Annotated in this window: 17 protein-coding genes; 7 read left to right on the top strand and 10 right to left on the bottom strand. The window is 43.2% G+C overall.

What is annotated here, in order from left to right; translation table 11 throughout:
* Positions 1-27: 27 nt before the first annotated feature.
* Positions 28-165: a hypothetical protein gene (locus tag V7K27_RS08730; RefSeq protein ID WP_334946241.1), complete on the bottom strand. Its 138-nt coding sequence runs from the start codon at positions 163-165 to the stop codon at positions 28-30.
* A gap of 175 nt (positions 166-340) precedes the next feature.
* Between V7K27_RS08730 and V7K27_RS08725 the strand changes: the two genes are divergently transcribed.
* Positions 341-496: a hypothetical protein gene (locus V7K27_RS08725; protein ID WP_334946239.1), complete on the top strand. Its 156-nt coding sequence runs from the start codon at positions 341-343 to the stop codon at positions 494-496.
* 36 nt (positions 497-532) lie between these two features.
* Here the strand turns inward: V7K27_RS08725 and V7K27_RS08720 are convergent, their stop codons facing one another.
* From V7K27_RS08720 to V7K27_RS08700, 5 genes are all read right to left on the bottom strand, one after another.
* On the bottom strand, positions 533-1,108 hold the full coding sequence (locus V7K27_RS08720; protein WP_334946237.1) for a TMEM175 family protein: 576 nt from the start codon (positions 1,106-1,108) through the stop codon (positions 533-535).
* Positions 1,109-1,210: 102 nt separating this feature from the next.
* Positions 1,211-2,503: an FAD-dependent oxidoreductase gene (locus V7K27_RS08715; RefSeq protein WP_334946235.1), complete on the bottom strand. Its 1,293-nt coding sequence runs from the start codon at positions 2,501-2,503 to the stop codon at positions 1,211-1,213.
* Between the two features lie 506 nt (positions 2,504-3,009).
* A complete protein-coding gene (locus V7K27_RS08710; RefSeq protein ID WP_334946233.1) occupies positions 3,010-3,417 on the bottom strand; it encodes an AMP-binding protein in 408 nt (135 codons plus the stop codon).
* A 395-nt stretch (positions 3,418-3,812) separates the two neighbouring features.
* A complete protein-coding gene (locus V7K27_RS08705) occupies positions 3,813-5,303 on the bottom strand; it encodes a glutamine synthetase family protein (protein ID WP_334946231.1) in 1,491 nt (496 codons plus the stop codon).
* Between the two features lie 485 nt (positions 5,304-5,788).
* On the bottom strand, positions 5,789-6,016 hold the full coding sequence (locus V7K27_RS08700; RefSeq protein ID WP_334946229.1) for an MbtH family protein: 228 nt from the start codon (positions 6,014-6,016) through the stop codon (positions 5,789-5,791).
* 81 nt (positions 6,017-6,097) lie between these two features.
* On the opposite strand from V7K27_RS08700, the gene V7K27_RS08695 reads away from it, so the two are divergent.
* The 3 genes from V7K27_RS08695 to V7K27_RS08685 all read left to right on the top strand — a co-directional run bounded on the left by V7K27_RS08695 (position 6,098) and on the right by V7K27_RS08685 (position 8,831).
* The gene (locus V7K27_RS08695; RefSeq protein WP_334946227.1) at positions 6,098-6,232 is read left to right on the top strand and encodes a hypothetical protein; all 135 of its coding nucleotides are present in this window, start codon (positions 6,098-6,100) and stop codon (positions 6,230-6,232) included.
* A 197-nt stretch (positions 6,233-6,429) separates the two neighbouring features.
* A complete protein-coding gene (locus tag V7K27_RS08690; protein ID WP_334946225.1) occupies positions 6,430-6,603 on the top strand; it encodes a hypothetical protein in 174 nt (57 codons plus the stop codon).
* 122 nt (positions 6,604-6,725) lie between these two features.
* Entirely contained in the window at positions 6,726-8,831 is a 2,106-nt protein-coding gene (locus V7K27_RS08685) for an acylase (protein ID WP_334946223.1), read from the top strand.
* Between the two features lie 261 nt (positions 8,832-9,092).
* Here the strand turns inward: V7K27_RS08685 and V7K27_RS08680 are convergent, their stop codons facing one another.
* The 3 genes from V7K27_RS08680 to V7K27_RS08670 all read right to left on the bottom strand — a co-directional run bounded on the left by V7K27_RS08680 (position 9,093) and on the right by V7K27_RS08670 (position 12,574).
* The gene (locus tag V7K27_RS08680) at positions 9,093-9,281 is read right to left on the bottom strand and encodes a hypothetical protein (protein ID WP_334946221.1); all 189 of its coding nucleotides are present in this window, start codon (positions 9,279-9,281) and stop codon (positions 9,093-9,095) included.
* Between the two features lie 392 nt (positions 9,282-9,673).
* Positions 9,674-11,482: a molybdate ABC transporter permease subunit gene (gene modB / locus V7K27_RS08675; protein ID WP_334946219.1), complete on the bottom strand. Its 1,809-nt coding sequence runs from the start codon at positions 11,480-11,482 to the stop codon at positions 9,674-9,676.
* A 189-nt stretch (positions 11,483-11,671) separates the two neighbouring features.
* Complete coding sequence (locus V7K27_RS08670; RefSeq protein WP_334946217.1) at positions 11,672-12,574, bottom strand: class I SAM-dependent methyltransferase; 903 nt, start codon at positions 12,572-12,574, stop codon at positions 11,672-11,674.
* Between the two features lie 336 nt (positions 12,575-12,910).
* On the opposite strand from V7K27_RS08670, the gene V7K27_RS08665 reads away from it, so the two are divergent.
* Together V7K27_RS08665 and V7K27_RS08660 are read left to right on the top strand one after the other, a co-directional pair.
* Positions 12,911-14,422: a hydroxysqualene dehydroxylase gene (locus tag V7K27_RS08665; RefSeq protein WP_334946215.1), complete on the top strand. Its 1,512-nt coding sequence runs from the start codon at positions 12,911-12,913 to the stop codon at positions 14,420-14,422.
* A gap of 106 nt (positions 14,423-14,528) precedes the next feature.
* Positions 14,529-14,882 carry a DUF6464 family protein gene (locus V7K27_RS08660; RefSeq protein WP_334946213.1) on the top strand — a complete coding sequence of 118 codons (354 nt, stop codon included), beginning with the start codon at positions 14,529-14,531 and terminating at the stop codon, positions 14,880-14,882.
* A 101-nt stretch (positions 14,883-14,983) separates the two neighbouring features.
* On the opposite strand, the gene fmt is transcribed toward V7K27_RS08660, so the two are convergent.
* A complete protein-coding gene (gene fmt, locus V7K27_RS08655; protein ID WP_334946211.1) occupies positions 14,984-15,988 on the bottom strand; it encodes a methionyl-tRNA formyltransferase in 1,005 nt (334 codons plus the stop codon).
* Between the two features lie 981 nt (positions 15,989-16,969).
* On the opposite strand from fmt, the gene V7K27_RS08650 reads away from it, so the two are divergent.
* A complete protein-coding gene (locus tag V7K27_RS08650; protein WP_334946209.1) occupies positions 16,970-18,289 on the top strand; it encodes a hypothetical protein in 1,320 nt (439 codons plus the stop codon).
* Positions 18,290-18,459 lie beyond the last annotated feature (170 nt).

Raw genomic sequence — 18,459 nt, 5'->3', positions numbered from 1 at the left:
TGGCTAATTACATAGAAAACCTTAGATTTATTGCCGAAATTGGCTGATGACAAAGAGGTGTTCTGCACTCACCAAGATAATTGGTAGCCCTAAAAATGCTTTGACGATCGCTTCAGTCGCCCAATTGTCATGCAGCAGATTGGAGAAAGATGTAACCAGCGTCAATGCAATCACAAGCCAGGGTGCGATCGCGACCCAATTCTGTTTCCAAGCTGCCTGTTGGTGCAGTCTAGCTTGGCTTTGGCGTGCGGCTTGACGCCAAAATGGAAAGGTACTGAGTACAGCGCTAAGATATGACAGTACAAGACGTGGTTTTCGTCGGATAGGGCTAGGACGTGCAATGTTACTTTCGGGAATGCGTCAGTTGCAAGCTGCTGGTATGGATATGGCAAAGCTGTCAGTCGATTTTAATAACCCGAATAGTGCTTTACAGCTTTACGAATCCGTTGGCTTCCATAAGCTCTACACTTGGATTTCCTACATTAAGGATGTTTAGCCCAGACTTTTTGACTGGGTAAAGAAAGTAATTCGTTCAGGGAGTGAGAGTCTTCTCAATGCGACGGTCAGGGATAAGCCAGATGATGGTCACTAAAATGTACAATGTACAAGCAAACCATGAGTTGACAAAGGCAAGTGGAATAGCTACAGCATAGAAGACCACCGATACTTTTCCCTTGAAGTCTCCACCGACTGCGATCGCTAGAGTCGAATCTCTACCGTGGTAATGAATCAGGGCGCGGGTAAGGATGAAGTAAGCGATTGCAGACAACAACAATACCGTACCATAAAGGGCTACTGGCATAGCGGCAAAGTTATTCTCGCCCATCCAGCCGGTGACGAAGGGGATTAGCGACAACCAAAACAGCAGATGCAAATTTGCCCAAAGGATACGCCCATTAACGTGCCGGACTGCTTGTAGTAGGTGATGGTGATTGTTCCAGTAGATGCCGATAAAAATAAAACTCAGCACATAGCTTAGAAATACCGGGATTAGCGGACGTAGCGCGGCTAAATCGAACCCATGCGGCACTTTAATTTCCAGCACCATAATGGTGATGATGATAGCAATCACCCCATCGCTGAATGCTTCTAATCTCCCTTTTCCCATGTAAGCGTTCCTTTTGTATTTACTTGAGAGTTAAGTTGTGATTGACTTTACTGTGCAATCAGATCAGTAGTTTTTGATATAGTGCAAGTCACACTTTTCTCCCTAAATCTTTCTCAGTTTTGACACTTTTGGTGGCTCTGGGAGGAGTTTCTTAGCAAGCCATATCCACAATCTATTTTCGCGGAGTACTTGTATATAGTTGCTCCCGACTTGATTGAGCCGAGCAACGATACTTGGCTGTCTTAGTACAAAGACCCATACCAACGTTGTGATTCTGTAGAAAAGCCCTAACCAGGGGTGGTAAACGATTAATGCAATCAGGCTTAGGTCAGAAGCAGCATGACCTTCTTCGACTTGTTGAGCAGAAAACTGAGGTAAGACGAGTGATAATTGATCGCCGTGTTGCCCAAGCAATGAGTCAAGGACAACTGCATCGCTGATCGCTGCGCTGCAACCTTGTCCCAAAAGACTAAACATAGAGTGTGCAGCATCCCCAATCAGTACCGCCCCACCCTCCAAGTGATGATAGCACCGACATTGACTCCAGTATTCATGCCCCGGCTGGGCTTCTAAGAATGCCGCAGCTTGCTCTGGGTCAAGCTTGAGTGCAGGTAATTTTTTTGGGAACATCTCCTGTAATAACTGCTGTAATTCCTCTACAGTTGTAATTCCACAGGGATTGACTTGATCGCTGCTGCCTATTGGTTGCCAGAAAATCAGCGCAGTTAAATGACCATCTTTTCGCGGTAAGCAGGCACCAAAAACAAGACCAAATTGAGTGCTTCGCTTTTGAAGTCGAATCAGCCGAGGTGGAGATTTTTGTAGTTCTGCCTGCATCGGTAGTTGCAGTACTTTCCATACCTCTGGTCGTTGCTGCTGTTGAAAATCGATTTCGTCTGGTTTTGAGATGATCATGGCACTTCGGATGGTCGAGTGAATTCCATCTGCCCCCACTAGCAGATCGTAGGCTACTTTTTCATCACCAGATTCTCTCTCAATCACGATCTCACGACGTGCGAGATCAACATCGACGACTGAAACGTTAAAGTGTAGCGATAGCCGTGAACTCTCATCAGAGGTTCGATTGCCATAATGCATCAGTAGTGAGCGCACAAGTAAAGCACACAGAGTCCGACGCGGAATCAAAATAAGTTCAGTGTTCGTGAATTGAATCCCTTGAGAGGCTAACTGCTCCCCCAGCCCTTCAATACTGTTCAACCAACGCTGTACTCTTGCACCTAATCCCAAGCCGAATCCTCGACTGTCAAAAGATTCTAAACCAGTCGGATTTTGATTACAGTCATACAGTTTTACCGTATGCCTGGGGTTTTGGGCGAGCAATCGATGGGCTAAAAATAGACCAGCTGGACCTGCGCCAACAATGACGATATCCATATTAATGCGAGTTTACGAATTGGTTTAGGTACAAAAATAATCAGACTTTAATTACATGAAAAAAGGTTTTTATCGAACAGAATTCAGGAGTCAGGAATCAGAATACAAGAAGGGTATTCTGAACGAAAAAGCGGATGAATAATCGGCGTTTTTGCACCCCCACAAAACTAGAATTTTTGGTGGTGCAACAATTCCTGCGCCGGTCCCAATCCCCGACTGAAAGATTGGTGAATTCTGGATTCTGGATTCTGCATTCTTCTTCAATCCCTAACCCCTGTCCCACTAGACTTCAAAGAAGATTCATTTTTTCAACGGACAGTGTTACAAGGAAGTTGTATATGATTACATACCAAATTTACTATACCAAAACCGGGGGATAAAAACCCAGAAGTCCCAAGAACCGGATTTTCAAAAGCCTGAAATAACCTATTTTTGTTGATGCACATCATGATAAATTTGTAAAGTGCGTAAGTCCTAACTAAGGACAAATTACACAAGTAAATTACTCAATATACCTCGAAGGGTAAAGCTCCGTCACAATTACATGAGCGTGGTTCACTACCTAATGCCACACCAGCATCATTTAATTGATATGCAAGTTCGCTAGCTGTATAATATGGATTTGCCGTGCTGCTAACTCCACCTAAACTAGCGATCGCCCCAAATGCGATCGGATATTCCAGACAGTTAGGACTATAAATAGCAACTACATCCCCCTTAGAAAAACCCCTCGCAGCAAAACCCGCAGCTACTTTGCTAATTGAGTCTGCTAGTTCTCTATAAGTTATCGTTCGACCAGTTAGCCCGTCAATCATCGCTGGTTTGTCAGCGAATTCTATCGCTCGTTGCAAGACAATTTCCTTGTGGCTTGCGATCGCAAGCTTTCTCCTTAAAACTTTAGAGTGAAAAATCATGGGGTTTCCTTAGATCAAATCCTGTGTCAGTTTTTAGCCCGGTGAGAGTCAAACAATTTTGGATTTTGCGAACGCGAAGAGCGTGTCGGAGACAAAAGTTGCGTGTGGGGGTGGAGTTTGAGCAAACTTTTCAAGACAGATTTTAGATTTTAGATTGAAAAGAGCAATCAAGTCAGGGGCAAGTCATTTAATTTTAGATTTTGCGGAAAAGTGATTATTATTATCAAAAAATTGGGTTTAAAACCCCGTGCTTCACGCAATGCTTTAAGTTTTGTGGCAATGAGTCTTTATCCCCGTTACAAAACTGTACTTCCGACTTCCGACTTCCGACTTCCGACTTCATTAAGATTTACTGGTGATTTCATTTTTTGGAAGTTCTTTAAACCAAACTCAACTCAAAATAATTCAAAATATTCTCTTTGCTCCCAGTTAGTCACCTGCAATAAATAGTCTTCTGGTGGCTGATCAGTGACAGACTGTAAAAAGCGATTAATTTCACTCTGTTTCATCTTAATGATGAAGTTGATGAACCCCTGCCCCATTTTTTGAGAAAAAAGTTCGCTTTCGCTCAAATATGAAATCGCCTCTGGCAAACTTTTGGGTAAGGTCGGACTTTCTATAGTGTAAGGTTCCTCTGTCGGGGAGCCAGGGTCAAGTTTATGATCTACACCATCTAACCCAGAAATCAATTGCGATGCCATATACAGATAGGGATTGGCTGCTGGTTCTCCAACTCGGTTTTCAATGTGGGTGGTGGGGTCATCAAAACCGCCTTGTAATCTAATCATTGCCCCTCGATTTTCCAATCCCCATCCTGCACGGTCAGGAGCTAGGGAATAAGGTCTAAATCTTTTGTAGCCGTTAATTGTTGGGGTTGTGAACACAGAAGCAGCATTGGCGTGTTTGAGAAGACCACCAACGAAGTGTTTACCTAAATCTGACATTAGGGTTTTGGTGTTTGCAGACATGAAAGCGTTCTCGCCTGTGGTTCGGTCTACAAGGGATTGGTGCAAATGCCAGCCATTAGAAGAACAACCTTGCAGTCCTGGACGACACATAAACGATGCGATGTAACCTTGTTGACGGCAGATTTGCTTCGTCGCCATTCGGAATATCATCATTGTATCCGCAGCTTGCAATGCCGGAATCGGGTCAAAGGTAAATTCAAATTGACCGGCACCTCCTTCGTTTTCTACACTCCTTAAAGGCAATTCCATTTCAACTAAGTTTTCTGCCAAAACGCGCAGTAAGTCGTGAATCTCTGGATTGTGAGATTCTAAAAGGTATTGGTAGCTATGTTCTACAGCGCTAACTTTGGCAGGTTCACCAGGTTTTCCAGAAGTACCAACATCAGCGATCGCTAACATCGGATCTGACAACTTTGCCAGATACCACTCAACTTCTAAGCCAACAATATGCTCCAACCCTCTTTGCTCTAACTCTACCAATGATTGGCGCAAAATACCGCGACTGGAAAAGGGCATTACCTGGCCATTTTGAAAGTACTCGTCACAGAGGATAAAGCCAGTGCGTTTTGCCCAAGGCACAATTTTGAAGGTATGAGGGTCAGGAACAGCCACAAGATTTGGCGCACCTGTCATCTGAGGCATATCTAAGCTTCCACCGGGAACGAAGGGGTTAAATACTATTGCACCACCAGTATCAAACAGGAATGTCCCTGTGCTAATTTGCATACCGTTTTCTAAGGCGCTTAAAAACGCTTGGGGTAAGAGCGACTTGCTGCGAACAATTCCATGCTGGTCTGACCAAGCGGTACGAATCAACAATAGATCCCGTTCTTTGACAACAGCCTTGATCTTTTCAGATGCTTCTTTTTGGATTTCTGTCCACAGGTGATGACGCTCAATAAATCCAGGTTTTTTCATTTGGATTGCCTAATCATGTTCAACTGAAGAGTGCGGTTAGTTTGAAATTAGCTTTCGTCAGCCGCTTCCATTCTTGGCGATCGCCGCGAATTTCTAACTCATCTGTATGGTATAATTTATAATCAACCCTTTCAAGGTGTGTTATTTCTGAGCTAGAATCTTAGCTGTAGAGACATGGGTATCGACTATTGGGCTAGGCAATTAGGACTTACGCATTGACAAGAAATACCAAATATGCATAAGGTTAAAAACCACATCTTTCGTAAGGGCACAGCATTGCTGTGCCCTTACAGCATGGTCTATTTACGATCGCACGATAATTAATAAAAGCCTGAAACAACCTATTTTAGCTAGTGCATATCATGATGCATTTGTACACTGCGTAAGTCCTAGCAATGTCAGTTGGGTAGTGCCTGCAATTGCCGTTTGACCCCAGAATCCCTGCCCTTCAAGGGCAGGGAGTATGTCAAGAAAAATCAAATGCGTTATGATTTACCTCCAGCAGCTTCTTCCATTTTCTTGCGAAGACTAAGTGGTCTCATGTCAGTCCAAACTTCTTTGATATAATCCAGACATTCTTGTTTCAAACCACTTTTGCCAGCATCCTTCCAGCCGAGTGCGTTTTCTCGGTCGGCTGGCCAAATGGAATACTGTTCTTCATAATTAACTACAACTTTGTAAATTGTTGTGTCTTCTTTGTCGTCTTGGTACATAATTTATCTCCTGTTATTTAATTGGCTATGCTTTCCAATATTTAATCCCTTAAAAAAAATCACTTTTGATTTGTTGATGCTTTGGCAATCATCACTGGTTGCAATGGTGCAAAGCGCCCACTACAGGCGATCGCTCTGAAGTCAATCCATAACAAGGTTAGCCAAAAGATAGATTCTAAGCTGATTTTAGGGGATTGTATTCCCTATCTCAAATAAAGGCTAGTAAAGCCTCTGAAAAACTTTTTGATCTGCTGAATTTACTTAATAATAAAGATTATCATTAAGGTTTAAAAATATCAAGCTACTTACTTTACATTTTTCCTCATCTTCTCGCTCTTGAGCGTGATTATTATTCTTGCATGAAAAACTCTGCCCGCAAGCAGCGTATGGTTTTTGGGCATAGGGAATGGGGCATGAATCGTGGTTACGTGTTTGGACTATGCCCCATGCGGCGGGAAACCTTTTCTTCTTGTGGGCAAGGAGGACAAGGTTTCCCGGCGCTTTCAAGAAAATTATTGATAAATTCTATCATTTTTGACCAATACAGTGGTAACGTTTTACGAGTCGTGATGCGTAAAGCCCTATAACCGAATTTATTCGGTTGTGGTTGCCAAAAGCATCGTACAACAAGGTTATCGGCGAACCCCGTAAGGCGAACAGATTTTTCCAGTTTTTCAAAACCTGCAATAGGTAATCAATGGTGGTGTTAATGAGGATTGATAGTTTACTCAGGGTTTACAAAAGAAAATCAAAACGCGTTTTACCCTTAATACTCAGTTTGATACTGGTTTTGTTTGTAGGCAGCCGCACTATAGCTGTACCAACAAAATCCACAGAGATATTATGGGATACCTATGGTGTACCGCACATCTACGGAAAAGATGACCAAAGTGCATTTTATGCCTTTGGTTGGGCACAAATGCAAAGTCATGGAGATTTGCTTTTGCGTCTCTATGGTCAAGCACGGGGACGCGCGGCCGAATATTGGGGAGAGAAATACCTGGATTCAGATCGTTGGGTACAGACTGTGGGAGTACCAGAACGCGCTCGTACTTGGTACAAAGCACAGAGTCCAACTTTTCGCAGTTATCTTGATGCTTTTGCGACTGGGATCAATGCTTATGCAAAACAAAATCCTAACTTGATTGATGATCAAGTTGAGGTGGTGCTACCAGTCAAGGCAGAAGATGTCATGGCTCACTTACATCGGGTACTCAATTTCACCTTTGTGGTCAATCCAGAGTCAGTATTAGACCTGAGCAAAGAAAAGTTGCAAGCAGGATCTAATGGTTGGGCGATCGCACCAACTCATTCTGCCAATGGGAACGCCATGTTGCTAGCAAACCCACATCTACCTTGGTCAGATTTATTTTTGTGGTATGAAGCCCAAATCACCGCACCAGGAATTGATGCTTATGGGGCAACACTTGTAGGTATTCCCGTATTAGCGATCGCATTTAACAACAACTTAGGTTGGACTCACACCGTTGACACCTATGATGGTTGGGATGTTTATGAACTCACACTGGTAGGTAATGGTTATCGCTTTGATGACAAAGTTCATAACTTCGTTTCCAAAACCCTCTCCTTAAAGGTGAAGCAAAAAGATGGCTCCTTGCAAGAGCAACCATTAGTAGTGAAAAGTTCTGTCCACGGGCCTGTAATCGTCGAGAAAAAAGGTAAAACCCTGGCGCTGAGAGTTGCAGGTCTTGACCGACCAGGTGTACTCCAGCAGTGGTGGGATATGGCACGAGCAAAAAACCTTGCCCAGTTTGAAAAGACACTCCAGCGCTTGCAATTGCCAATGTTTACGGTGATGTATGCGGATAGAGAAGGGCATATTATGCACCTATTCAACGGTCAAGTTCCGGTGCGCTCCTTTGGTGACTTTAAATATTGGCAAGGCATAATCCCAGGAAATACATCTAAAACCTTGTGGACAAAAATTCATCCTTACCAAGATTTACCGCGCATAGTTGACCCGAAGAGTGGCTGGTTGCAAAATACAAATGACCCACCTTGGACAACTACATTTCCAGCCGCTATTAAAGCAGATAATTACCCGCCTTACATGGCACCTCATTTCATGAATTTCCGGTCACAACGTTCTGTAAGGATGTTGGCTGAAGATAAAAAAATCTCTTTCGATAAAATGGTTGCAGACAAGTACTCTAGCCGCATGGAACTAGCTGATCGGATTTTGGATGATTTAATTCCGGCTGCACGCAAGTACGGTGAGGACTTAGGGCAGCAAGCAGCTAATGTCTTAGAAGCCTGGGATCGGCAAGCCAATGCAGATAGTCGCGGGGCGGTATTATTTGCCTTTTGGGTACAACAGATGCACTTAGATAAGATGTTTAGTAAACCCTGGAATGAAAATTCTCCACGCACCACACCCGATGGTTTAGCTAATCCTGAAAGTGCAGTTGCAACTCTGCAAGCAGTCGCAGCGCAGGTAGAAAAGACTTATGGGGCGCTTGATGTACCGTGGGGCAAGGTTTTTCGGTTACGGTTGGGTGATGTGGATTTGCCTGGTAATGGTGGGGATGGCGATCTGGGAATTTTTCGTGTACTCGATTTTGCGCCTGCACAAAAGGGTCAGTTCAAAGCCGTTGCAGGTGATTCCTATGTGGCTGCAATTGAATTTTCTAACCCAGTACGGGCAATGGCACTCACCAGCTACGGCAATGCAACTCAACCCGGATCGCCCCATATTAGCGACCAGTTACAGATGTCCGCCAACAAAAAGTTGCGTCCTGTGTGGCGCGATCGCTCAGATATTCTTGCTCATCTAGAAGAACGTAAAGTATTCTGAGGTCAATATTGCCCTTCTAAGCTAATCGGCATTTACAGCAGAAATCATCTATTTGAACCACATCTGTCGTAGGGGCACAGCATTGCTCATAGGTGTCAACTTAAGCCCAAACCCCTTTAAAACCTCCTTTCCAGCCTCTGGCTGGAAATGCAGATCCTGGTGGCTCTGCCGCAAGTTACGGAGGCGGAGCCTCTCCGACGGGCATTCCCAGTCAGAGACTGGGAACGAGACTATCTCTAAAAGCTGGTTTTAGGCTGGCTTTCACGTTAAGTTGACACCAATGAGCAATGCTGTGCCCCTACTGCGTGGTCTATTTACCTGAAAATAGCTGTAAATTGCAACATAGCCGTTATTGCCTTTATTTTTTATTTGACGATGCCACTTAATGACTAATTCCTGACGACTTATATCTTGCACCCGGCGACTGGAAGTCGCGGCTACACGAGGCAAAACCAGCCTGCGCGGGTTGAAAACATTGATTTTGTGTTAGTCCGCGCAGGCGGACTTCGTTTGTATAGCCGCGATTTCTAATCGCTAGGGCTAGGTGCAAGATGTGAGACGAGGCGACAACTAACTCATAGGTTCCATTTTGTAAAGGTTCTAGAATCCCATGATCTCTAATTGATTGGACTAATTGAGATTATTTATCTGGAGCAAAGTAGCGACGGGGTTGCTTGGCAGGAAGTGGAATTTGTTGAATGGACAATGTTTGAGAAGATTCGACACTTTTTGGATCAGTGATGAATTTTTGGGCAATGGAGGCAGAGAGTCCTTGAGTTAGTGATTGTCTTGTTTATTCATTTAAAACCTCCAAGGATTTTTCCTGATGTATATCTCTGCGTTCACTCCATCAAAATCAAGCGCAGAGGATCTAAACGCACATACCAAGGAAAAGGTTGGTCTTTCATAGTTGCCCATTTTTCTTTGAAGACTTCAGCTTGCAAATGGTAATCTTGAGAATTTTTGGCAGCCGAATGTAATTTGAGAAACAACGTCATTCGATGGGGCGTTTCACTTGTGCCTACTACCCAGCAGGGAAAGGTATTTTGCTGTGATGAGTCGTTGGTAAAAATGAACTGATGGGCACGAATGCCGACGTGGGATAATTCGCTCTTGATTGGTTCAATTACTTGAAGAGTACAACCCCAATCAGTTGCCTCCACCTGTTGCGATGACTGGAGAACAGCACGGGAGAAGTTTTTGCATCCGGTAAGTTGGGCAACACTCACAGTAGTAGGATGCTCGAAAATATCATGTTTGTTGCCATAATGAACGGCTCTACCATGCTCCAATACCAACAGATTCGGGCAAATGCGATAAGCTTCTTCCATATTATGAGTGACAAATAAAGTCACACCTTGGTAGCTAGCAAGAGTTGCTGTCATTTGCTCCTCTAATTGACTACGCAGATGGGTATCGAGTGCCGAAAACGGCTCATCTAAAAGCAATGCTTCCGGTTGACTTGCCAATGCTCTTGCCAAGGCTACTCGTTGTTGTTGACCCCCAGAAAGTTGGTGCGGATAGCGATCGCCTAATCCTTGCAACTGCATCGCTATTAGTTGCTCCTCTACCTGCACTCTAATACTGCCAGCAGATAGTTTTTTGGGCAAGCCAAAAGCGATATTTTGCGTCACACTCATGTGCGGAAATAGGGCGTAATTCTGCACTAAAAAACCGATGTGGCGATCGCGGCTGGGTAAATTAATTCCTTGTTCGGAGTCAAACAGGACTCTGCCATTTAAAACTATGCGCCCGCTTGTGGGTGTTTCTATCCCCGCAAGGCAGCGTAAAATCATGCTCTTACCTGCTCCAGAACCCCCTAACAATCCCAAGGGTTGCTGATCAGTAGTGAAAGCAACTTTTAAATGAAAGCTAGGAAGTATTTTTTCAATTTTGACAAACAATCCACCAGATTCAGAGCTAGAGTGCGGAGTGTAAAGAATTTCTCCCCCTGCTCCCTCATCTCCCTCATCCCCCCCTACTCCCCTCCTCTTTTCCCGCAATTCTTGCCAGAAGTTGACTGCAATAATTCCAGATAGAGAAATCACCATAATTGCGATCGCCCAAAACCACGCTTCGTTCATTGCTCCCGCTTCCACAGCAAAATAAATCGCCATTGGGATTGTCTGCGTTTGTCCGGGAATGTTACCAGCCAACATCAACGTCGCGCCGAATTCTCCCAAAGCGCGGGCAAAAGCGAGCATTGTGGCGGCAACAATACCAGGTACTGCTAGGGGTAAACTGATGCGCCAAAAGATTGTGACTTCGGTTGCACCAAGGGTTCTAGCTACTCGCAGCAAATTACCATCTATTTGTTCAAAAGCTCCCAATGCAGTTTTATACATTAAAGGGAAAGAAACTACGGTAGCTGCGATCGCAGCACCATACCAAGTAAAGACGATGCTGAAGTCAAAAGCCTGCATGAGTTTCCCTACAGGGCCATTTTTCCCAAAAAATAGCAGCAACAAGAAGCCGACAACCGTGGGCGGTAAAATCAGTGGCGCAATAAAGATACCCTCAATCAGCGATTTGCCTTTGCCACGATATCCCAGCATCCAGTACGCAGCAGCGATACCCAAAAAGAAAGTGATAAATGTAGCAAGTAATGAAGTTTTGAGTGATATCCAAAGAGGCGATAAATCCAATGGCATAGTTGCGTAGGGAAGAATTAGCTCAACTAATCCCTAATTTACCAACTTTAGTTTAAATATGTTGGTAAAAGTTGGTAAATTACCTCACAAACAATAAAGAAAATGGCAAAAACTAGACAACGCTGTAGGGGCACAGCAATGCTGTGCCCCTACGATAGGTGTAATTCAAATAGATGAAAATAGCTGTAATTAGTCCAGTTGACTGCTGTAGGCACTAAAACCATAAGCCAAAGTTTCTTTTAAAGCATCTGATGGCTTAAGACTTCTGTTGATAGCATTAGCAAACGGCACCGGAATTCCTTTAATAGTTTCCGGCAAAATTGCATATTCTTCCGTTGGTTCGACAATGTATTGTGGACATTTCGTTTTCATCCCAGCAGTCGCTAACATTTCATTTATTTCAGCAGATGTATATTGCTTGAGATAAACTGGATTTCTCACAAATGGGTTCAGCCTTCTGATAAAATTATGGATAATATGAGAAGGACACGACTTGTTGTGAAAGGAATGATTAAAAACAAAAATTCCGCCAGGTTTTAGTACACGAGATATGTCAGCCAACAATTTTCTTAATTGTGCATCAGGGATATGCATAAAGACGCAGTTAGAAATGGCCAAATCTATAGAATTATCTTCTAAAGGCAATATTTCAGCAGAATCGCAAATCAAGTTAAATTCAGCTTCTGGGAAAAAATTATATTCTTGTTTAACCTTGATTAACCGCCGCAACAAAGGCTCAGAAATATCAATTCCATAATATTTTTCGCATCTCAGATTTTTCGCTTTAGAAAGATGTAAAGATGCGCGACCATAACCAGAACCAATTTCTAAAATAGAACCAACAGATTTATTCAACGGGAATTTATTCCAAGTACCTCCAGGCGTGCCAGTTAGCAGAGTGTAATCTTGTTTCATCGGCGACGTATCTGCAACTTTTTCAATTTTTTGGGAACCATAATATGTTTTACCAATTGCGTCCCACGTTTTTTTATGTTGAGTATTATTCAACTGTTCATAGTCGCTCGGAAAATAAATGCCATCTCGTAATTCAAAGTCATTTAGACTGAATTTTGCATTTGCTAATTGATTCATTATGATTATTCCTTATGAATAGTTAAGTCTGTTTTCTGTTATACTCTTAACTCAGCATGAACCGCAAGTTATTTTTACTGAACTCCTTCACTTAGTCTTTCTTCAGAGCTAGGGGAATTCCATTAGCCCTTTTAATGTTAAGTTGCAAAAAAATTGTAGGTTGGGTGGAGGCTTTGCGTAACCCAACATCCTGATATATGTTGGGTTGCGCTCCGCTCCACCCAACCTACGCCTATTGCATCCAAAGGGGAAACCGCTATAATAGCAACCCGTCATGCGATCAGAGCGGCAAGTTCGTATACATTAGTTGATGGACTGCAACAATCGGAGGCTGTGATGGTAGAAGGGTTACAACGAAAACAGGTGATAGTTGTAGGTGCTGGTTGGGCTGGTTTAGGAGCAACCTACCATTTGGCAAAGCAAGGCTATGATGTGACACTTCTAGAAGCAGGCCCCTATCCCGGTGGATTGGTGGCAGGTTGGCAAACAGCCACCGGAAAATCTGTTGAAGCTGGCATTCATGGCTTTTGGTATCCTTACAAAAATATTTTTTCCCTAATCAATGAATTAGGAATTAATCCTTTTACTACTTGGACTCGTTCTTCGCAATATTCGCCAGCAGGTTTGGAAGTTGAATCACCGATTTTTCAAGAATTACCGCGACTCCCCTCGCCACTGGGAACTTTTCTCTATACTCAGTTTAAGCGGCTGCCACTAATTGATCGTCTGAGCGCTCTGCCTTTACTTTATGCTGTTGTTGATTTTGACAATTCTGATGCAGCTTGGCGGCGCTATGACTTTGTAACTGCCCGTGAATTGTTCAAAGAGTTTAACGTTTCTGCACGACTTTACCGCGAGGCTTTTGAACCAATGTTATTAGTGGGCTTGTTTGCCCCTGGTGAACAATGTTCAGCCGCAGCAACTTTAGGGATGCTTTACTTTTTTATTCTGGCTCATCAACCGGATTTTGATGTAGTTTGGTGTCGGGGAACTGTTGGCGAAAAGATATTTCGTCCTTGGGTGGAACGTATTGAAAAAGCTGGTGTGCGAGTGTTGCCCAAACGACGGGTTACAGACTTAATTGTTGATAGTAATCATCGAGCCAAGGGTGTAGTTTGCGGTGATGAAGTAATTGAAGCAGACGCCGTGATTTTCGCGGTTGGAATCACGGGTATGAAGAAAATTGTCTCAACTAGCCCAAGTTTACAAAGTCGTGAAGAATTCCGTAATTTGAGCAATTTAGGAGCAATTGATGTTTTAGCGACGCGACTATGGTTTGACCGTAAAATTGATATTCCTCGTCCTTCCAATGCTTGTTTTGGATTCGATGCAACTACAGGTTGGACATTTTTTGATTTGAATGCTCTACATGATGAATATCAAAATGAGCCGGGAACGGTAATTGAAGCTGACTTCTATCACGCGAATCAGTTTCTCAATTTGAGTGATGAGGAGATTTTAACCATAGTTCAGGGTTATTTAGCAACTTGTATACCAGCGTTTCGAGAGGCAAAGATCATTGATAGCAGTGTAATTAAGCTACATCAGGCGGTGACTCATTTTGCACCTGGTAGCTATCGTTATATGTTGCCCGCTAAGACAAGTTTTGAAAATGTGTTTATGAGTGGGGATTGGATTGTGAACCGTCATGGTTCCTGGTCACAGGAAAAGGCTTATGTTACTGGTTTGGAGGCGGCGAATTTGGTGGTGTCTTATTTGGGAGAAGGTCAGCCATCTGAGATTTTAGCTGTAGAAGAGGATGAAGTGCATATACAAGTGGCGCGATCGCTCAACCAAACCTGGCGCGACTTGGGCAAATCTATCCTCCCTAACTTTTGGTTGCCGTAATTTGTAGGGGCGCAGGAGATTGTCAATAATTGTAATCTAAATTCGGTAAGCTAAAGAAAGCTATTACGATACCATCCTTATAACGTAAATCAAATCACATAAGCTTATGGAGCCAGACTCTTTACAAACCGAGGTGATTCTGACGCATCCGCGTGAGTCTCTCGGCAGAGTGCAACTTGATTGGACACCCCAACCCGGAAACTATCTCGATTTTGAAGGTAAAACCTATGCGGTTTTAGAGCGCCGCCATAGATACCAACTTAAAGCCGGACGTTACCGTTTGCATAATATTGCTATTTACGTGCAGTCTGCAAAACGACCATCTGAGAAAAGTTTGGTGGCGGGACGTTGGGTAATCGGTGATGCCACCTGCTGCTACAATGCTCATTCAGAAATTATTCGCTGTGCAGTCAACCCAGATGGCCCTTGCAAATCTTGCCGATTTTATGAAAAGTCTTAGGAGAGACGCGATTAATCGCGTCTGTACAGGAGTTAGGAGTTAAAAGTTATTCTCCCTCATCTCCCTCATCTCCCTCATCTCCCTTATCCCCCTCATCCCCCTCAACTCCCCGCACCAAAAACTTCTCCCACAGTTAAGCGGGTACCATTAACAAAATCCCATCCCGACTGGGGACGTTTACCAGCTAGCTGAACCTCTCGCAACAGCAACAAACCTTCCCCAGTTTGGACGATCGCGCCAATTCCTTTAACAATGCTCACTACCTCTCCTGGTCTGTCTGATATATTTGACAAATCAGGCAATTTATGCAGTAATTCTTGTAATTCTGGTGGGAGATTGCGATCGCCTACAGAACCAAGGGGAGCAGAAGCAGTGATTTTCAACAGGTTGTTACGAAAGGTGGCCGTGCAGTTAGGGTAAAAGCCTCTAATTTGATTGTGTAATTGGATAGCGCTTTTTGACCAATCCAAACCATAATCTTGTTTTTGAATCAGAGGTGCATAAGTAGCTGCTAAATTATCTTGGGGGATTGGTTGAATTTCCTGACGTGACAACTTCAACAGAGTTTCTACCAACAAATCCCCACCGATCGCAGCTAGTCTGTCGGCTAAATCTTGGGCATTATCCAGTAATCCAATCGGTGTAGTGGCTATTTCTAGCATTGCCCCGGTATCCATCCCCACATCCATTAACATGGTCGTGATCCCCGTTTCCCGCTCACCGTTATACAAACACCACTGAATCGGCGCTGCACCCCGATATTTGGGTAAAATCGAGCCATGCACATTAATGCAGGACAACTTTGGCATATTTAGGATTTTTGACGATAAAATCTGTCCATAGGCGACAACAACAAACACATCTGCGTTTAATTGTTTGAGTTGGGTTAAAGTTTCAGTGTCTTTTTTCACCCGTTCGGGTTGCCATACTGGTAAGTTGTGAGCAGTAGCGATCGCTTTTACGGGTGTTGGCGTAAGTTTATTTCCGCGTTCCCGGCGTTTATCTGGTTGGGTGACAACTCCCAACACCTCAAATTCTGAATGATTCAATAACTTTTCCAACGTGGGTACAGCAAACTGTGGTGTACCAAAGAATACAATTTTCATTAATAAATAGTTGTTAGTCGTTAGTCATTAATTAATGGTAAGTGCGCCCCTGATAACTGACAACATCTAAGTTGCATATTGAAATAGAATTCACCAAGCCAGGATTTAGCAGCCTCCTATATTCTGTAGGGCAGTTGCAAAGCAAAGTTTTTTGTAAATAATATCGGCTGTTTGGTGGTACAATGTTTTCGTATTGGTGAAACCAAAGGCTGCTTGATTAACTTAATAGTTAATTTGACAAGTGTAACAGCTAGTATCAACTGCATCTGCCTAAGGAAAGCCTAATCTTTAGTGGTGTTTCGTCACGAGCCGCTAGAGCATCTACCAAGTAAATTTTGTTGTGTTCCCGATCATTTCCCCAAAATTGGCGTTAAATGCAGTTAGGTTTCTAAAACACGATTGCATCTTCTAGCTATTTTTGTAGTTGAGATTGCAATTTATAACTTTAGGTTGCTGACAGTAATATTTTCTGAGTATGATTTTATTATGCCTCCGCATTAAGAGCTTATTCACGTAACGCCTCACATTTACCGTTATCGGGGTTTGCACTGTTATATTGAGTGTGTAACATGACTTGTTTGCTGCGTACTAGCGATCGCTAGTACGATCCCCAACCACTAAGTCATCTCACTCTTAGTTACCAGCTTTATTAGCCCAAACTATACCTTGAATATCCCTCGACTAATACCTGTTTTTTGGTGTGGTTGGGTATAGTAGAAACAACATTATATGTGTAGTAATTACTGAGTTATCAGCATATTTAGTATAGTAGGCTAGCATATTTTTGCAACAAAACATTCAGTACTTAAATAATAAAAGCTGTAGACAATGATACTTAATTTTTGTAAAGCTCTGCAAACTTTGAAGAAAATATCTAGTCATTGCTTTTAATTTTTTGTTATACATATAATTACTGGCTGCCCCATTGCTGCATAGGTATTGCTTCACACATAGCGATCGCCCCTTCTAGAGAGTCTACAAATGCTTAAACCCCTTTTGCTGTCAGGATGGTTCCGCACGCAACCATTTTTCAATTATGTTGTCGTTGTGATACTTATCGCACCCTTGTTAGGAGCATCGGGTCACTCAATCCCAGTCAGATCCGAAGTAGCTAAGGTAACTTCTATAACTGGAGAGTCTGACTCTGTATCAAAGGAAATAGCTGTAGTTGGGCAACCTGAGATAGCTGAAATATTCAAAACAGATCAAATCAACTTGTTTACAAAAGAATTTGACTCTGTGCCAATACAAAATACTGGTGTCCAGAAACCGCAAGTATTACCACGGGATAAAATTGAGTCTTTGGGTCAAGCAGATAGTTCTGTATCAAAGAGCGATTTAACTGTTTCTGATCCTTTGGCAGCAGTTGAACTTGCACCATTAACAGATGTTCCTGTTAGTCAACTTAATTTAATCCGAAAACTCAAAGCTGCTAATATCAACTCTTTGAAAGTCCAAGAAAACTCTCTTTCGAGAGAAAAGTCTTTTAATGAATCATTGACAGCAACTCAAGTAGCACCAACTCTTAGAGAATCACAACCAAGCACAACGACGGAAATACCTGCTGCTGAACCAGATGATCAACCCCAAGCAGAACAAATAGATCCCATAGGCAGTCCTCATCCTATTCCTTGGAAATGGATCACAGCGACTCAAGAAGCTATTGGTTCTAAGGGTGGTTCGGGAGTGCGTCACTACCGCAGCATACCCGTGGTTTCTCCAGATGGTAAATATGCTGTTTATAGCCGGGTGCAACTAGAAGTAAAACCGCAAATGTACAATAGCCGTGTCACCAGCGTTATGTTTGTCCAAGATATGCAAACCAAAAGGTTGTGGGTGATGGCTTCAACTGCTGCTGTTAGCGATCCTTTATTAAAGGTAAAGGCTGTAAAGGCGGCGTCGTCAGAAGAAACCGATAAGAACGGTCAGATTGGGGTATTAGTTCCAGTTAGCTGGTCGGAAAAAGGCGATCGCTTCTTAGCACGCAAGTTTGAAGGTATATTTAACACAGGTGATTCCACAGATAGTGCAGTGATTTGGGATCGGCAAAAAAATCAGGCTAACACAGTTGCTCCTGCTCATGAGCAAGAACATGAACAAATTGCCGTATTGTTAGGTTGGAGTAAAATCCAACCGGATCATGTGCTATTTCGTGCGGGTGAATTAGGCGAGGAAAATTGGCCACTAATGCAAGTTGCTAATGATGGCAAGACTGTAACGACAACAAACGATGATCAGCCGATTACCTTTGGTAAAAAGGCTACAGAAATTTGGGCAGGGCCACAAGTAGCCTACCGATAGGTTATTAAAAATCTTACATACTCCCGTTGTCGTCACTGCTGACAACGGGAGATTTTTTTGGCGTAGCATAAAATAGGGATGATTCTTGTGGGGTGGGTATCCTACCACTAGTATCAACTTAAGCCAAAATCCCTTTAAAACCTCGTTTCCAGCCAGAGGCTGGAAATGCA

The sequence above is a fragment of the Nostoc sp. genome (genome assembly GCF_036919575.1).
GTDB lineage: Bacteria > Cyanobacteriota > Cyanobacteriia > Cyanobacteriales > Nostocaceae > Nostoc.
This window is presented reverse-complemented; position numbering and strand designations above follow the sequence as displayed.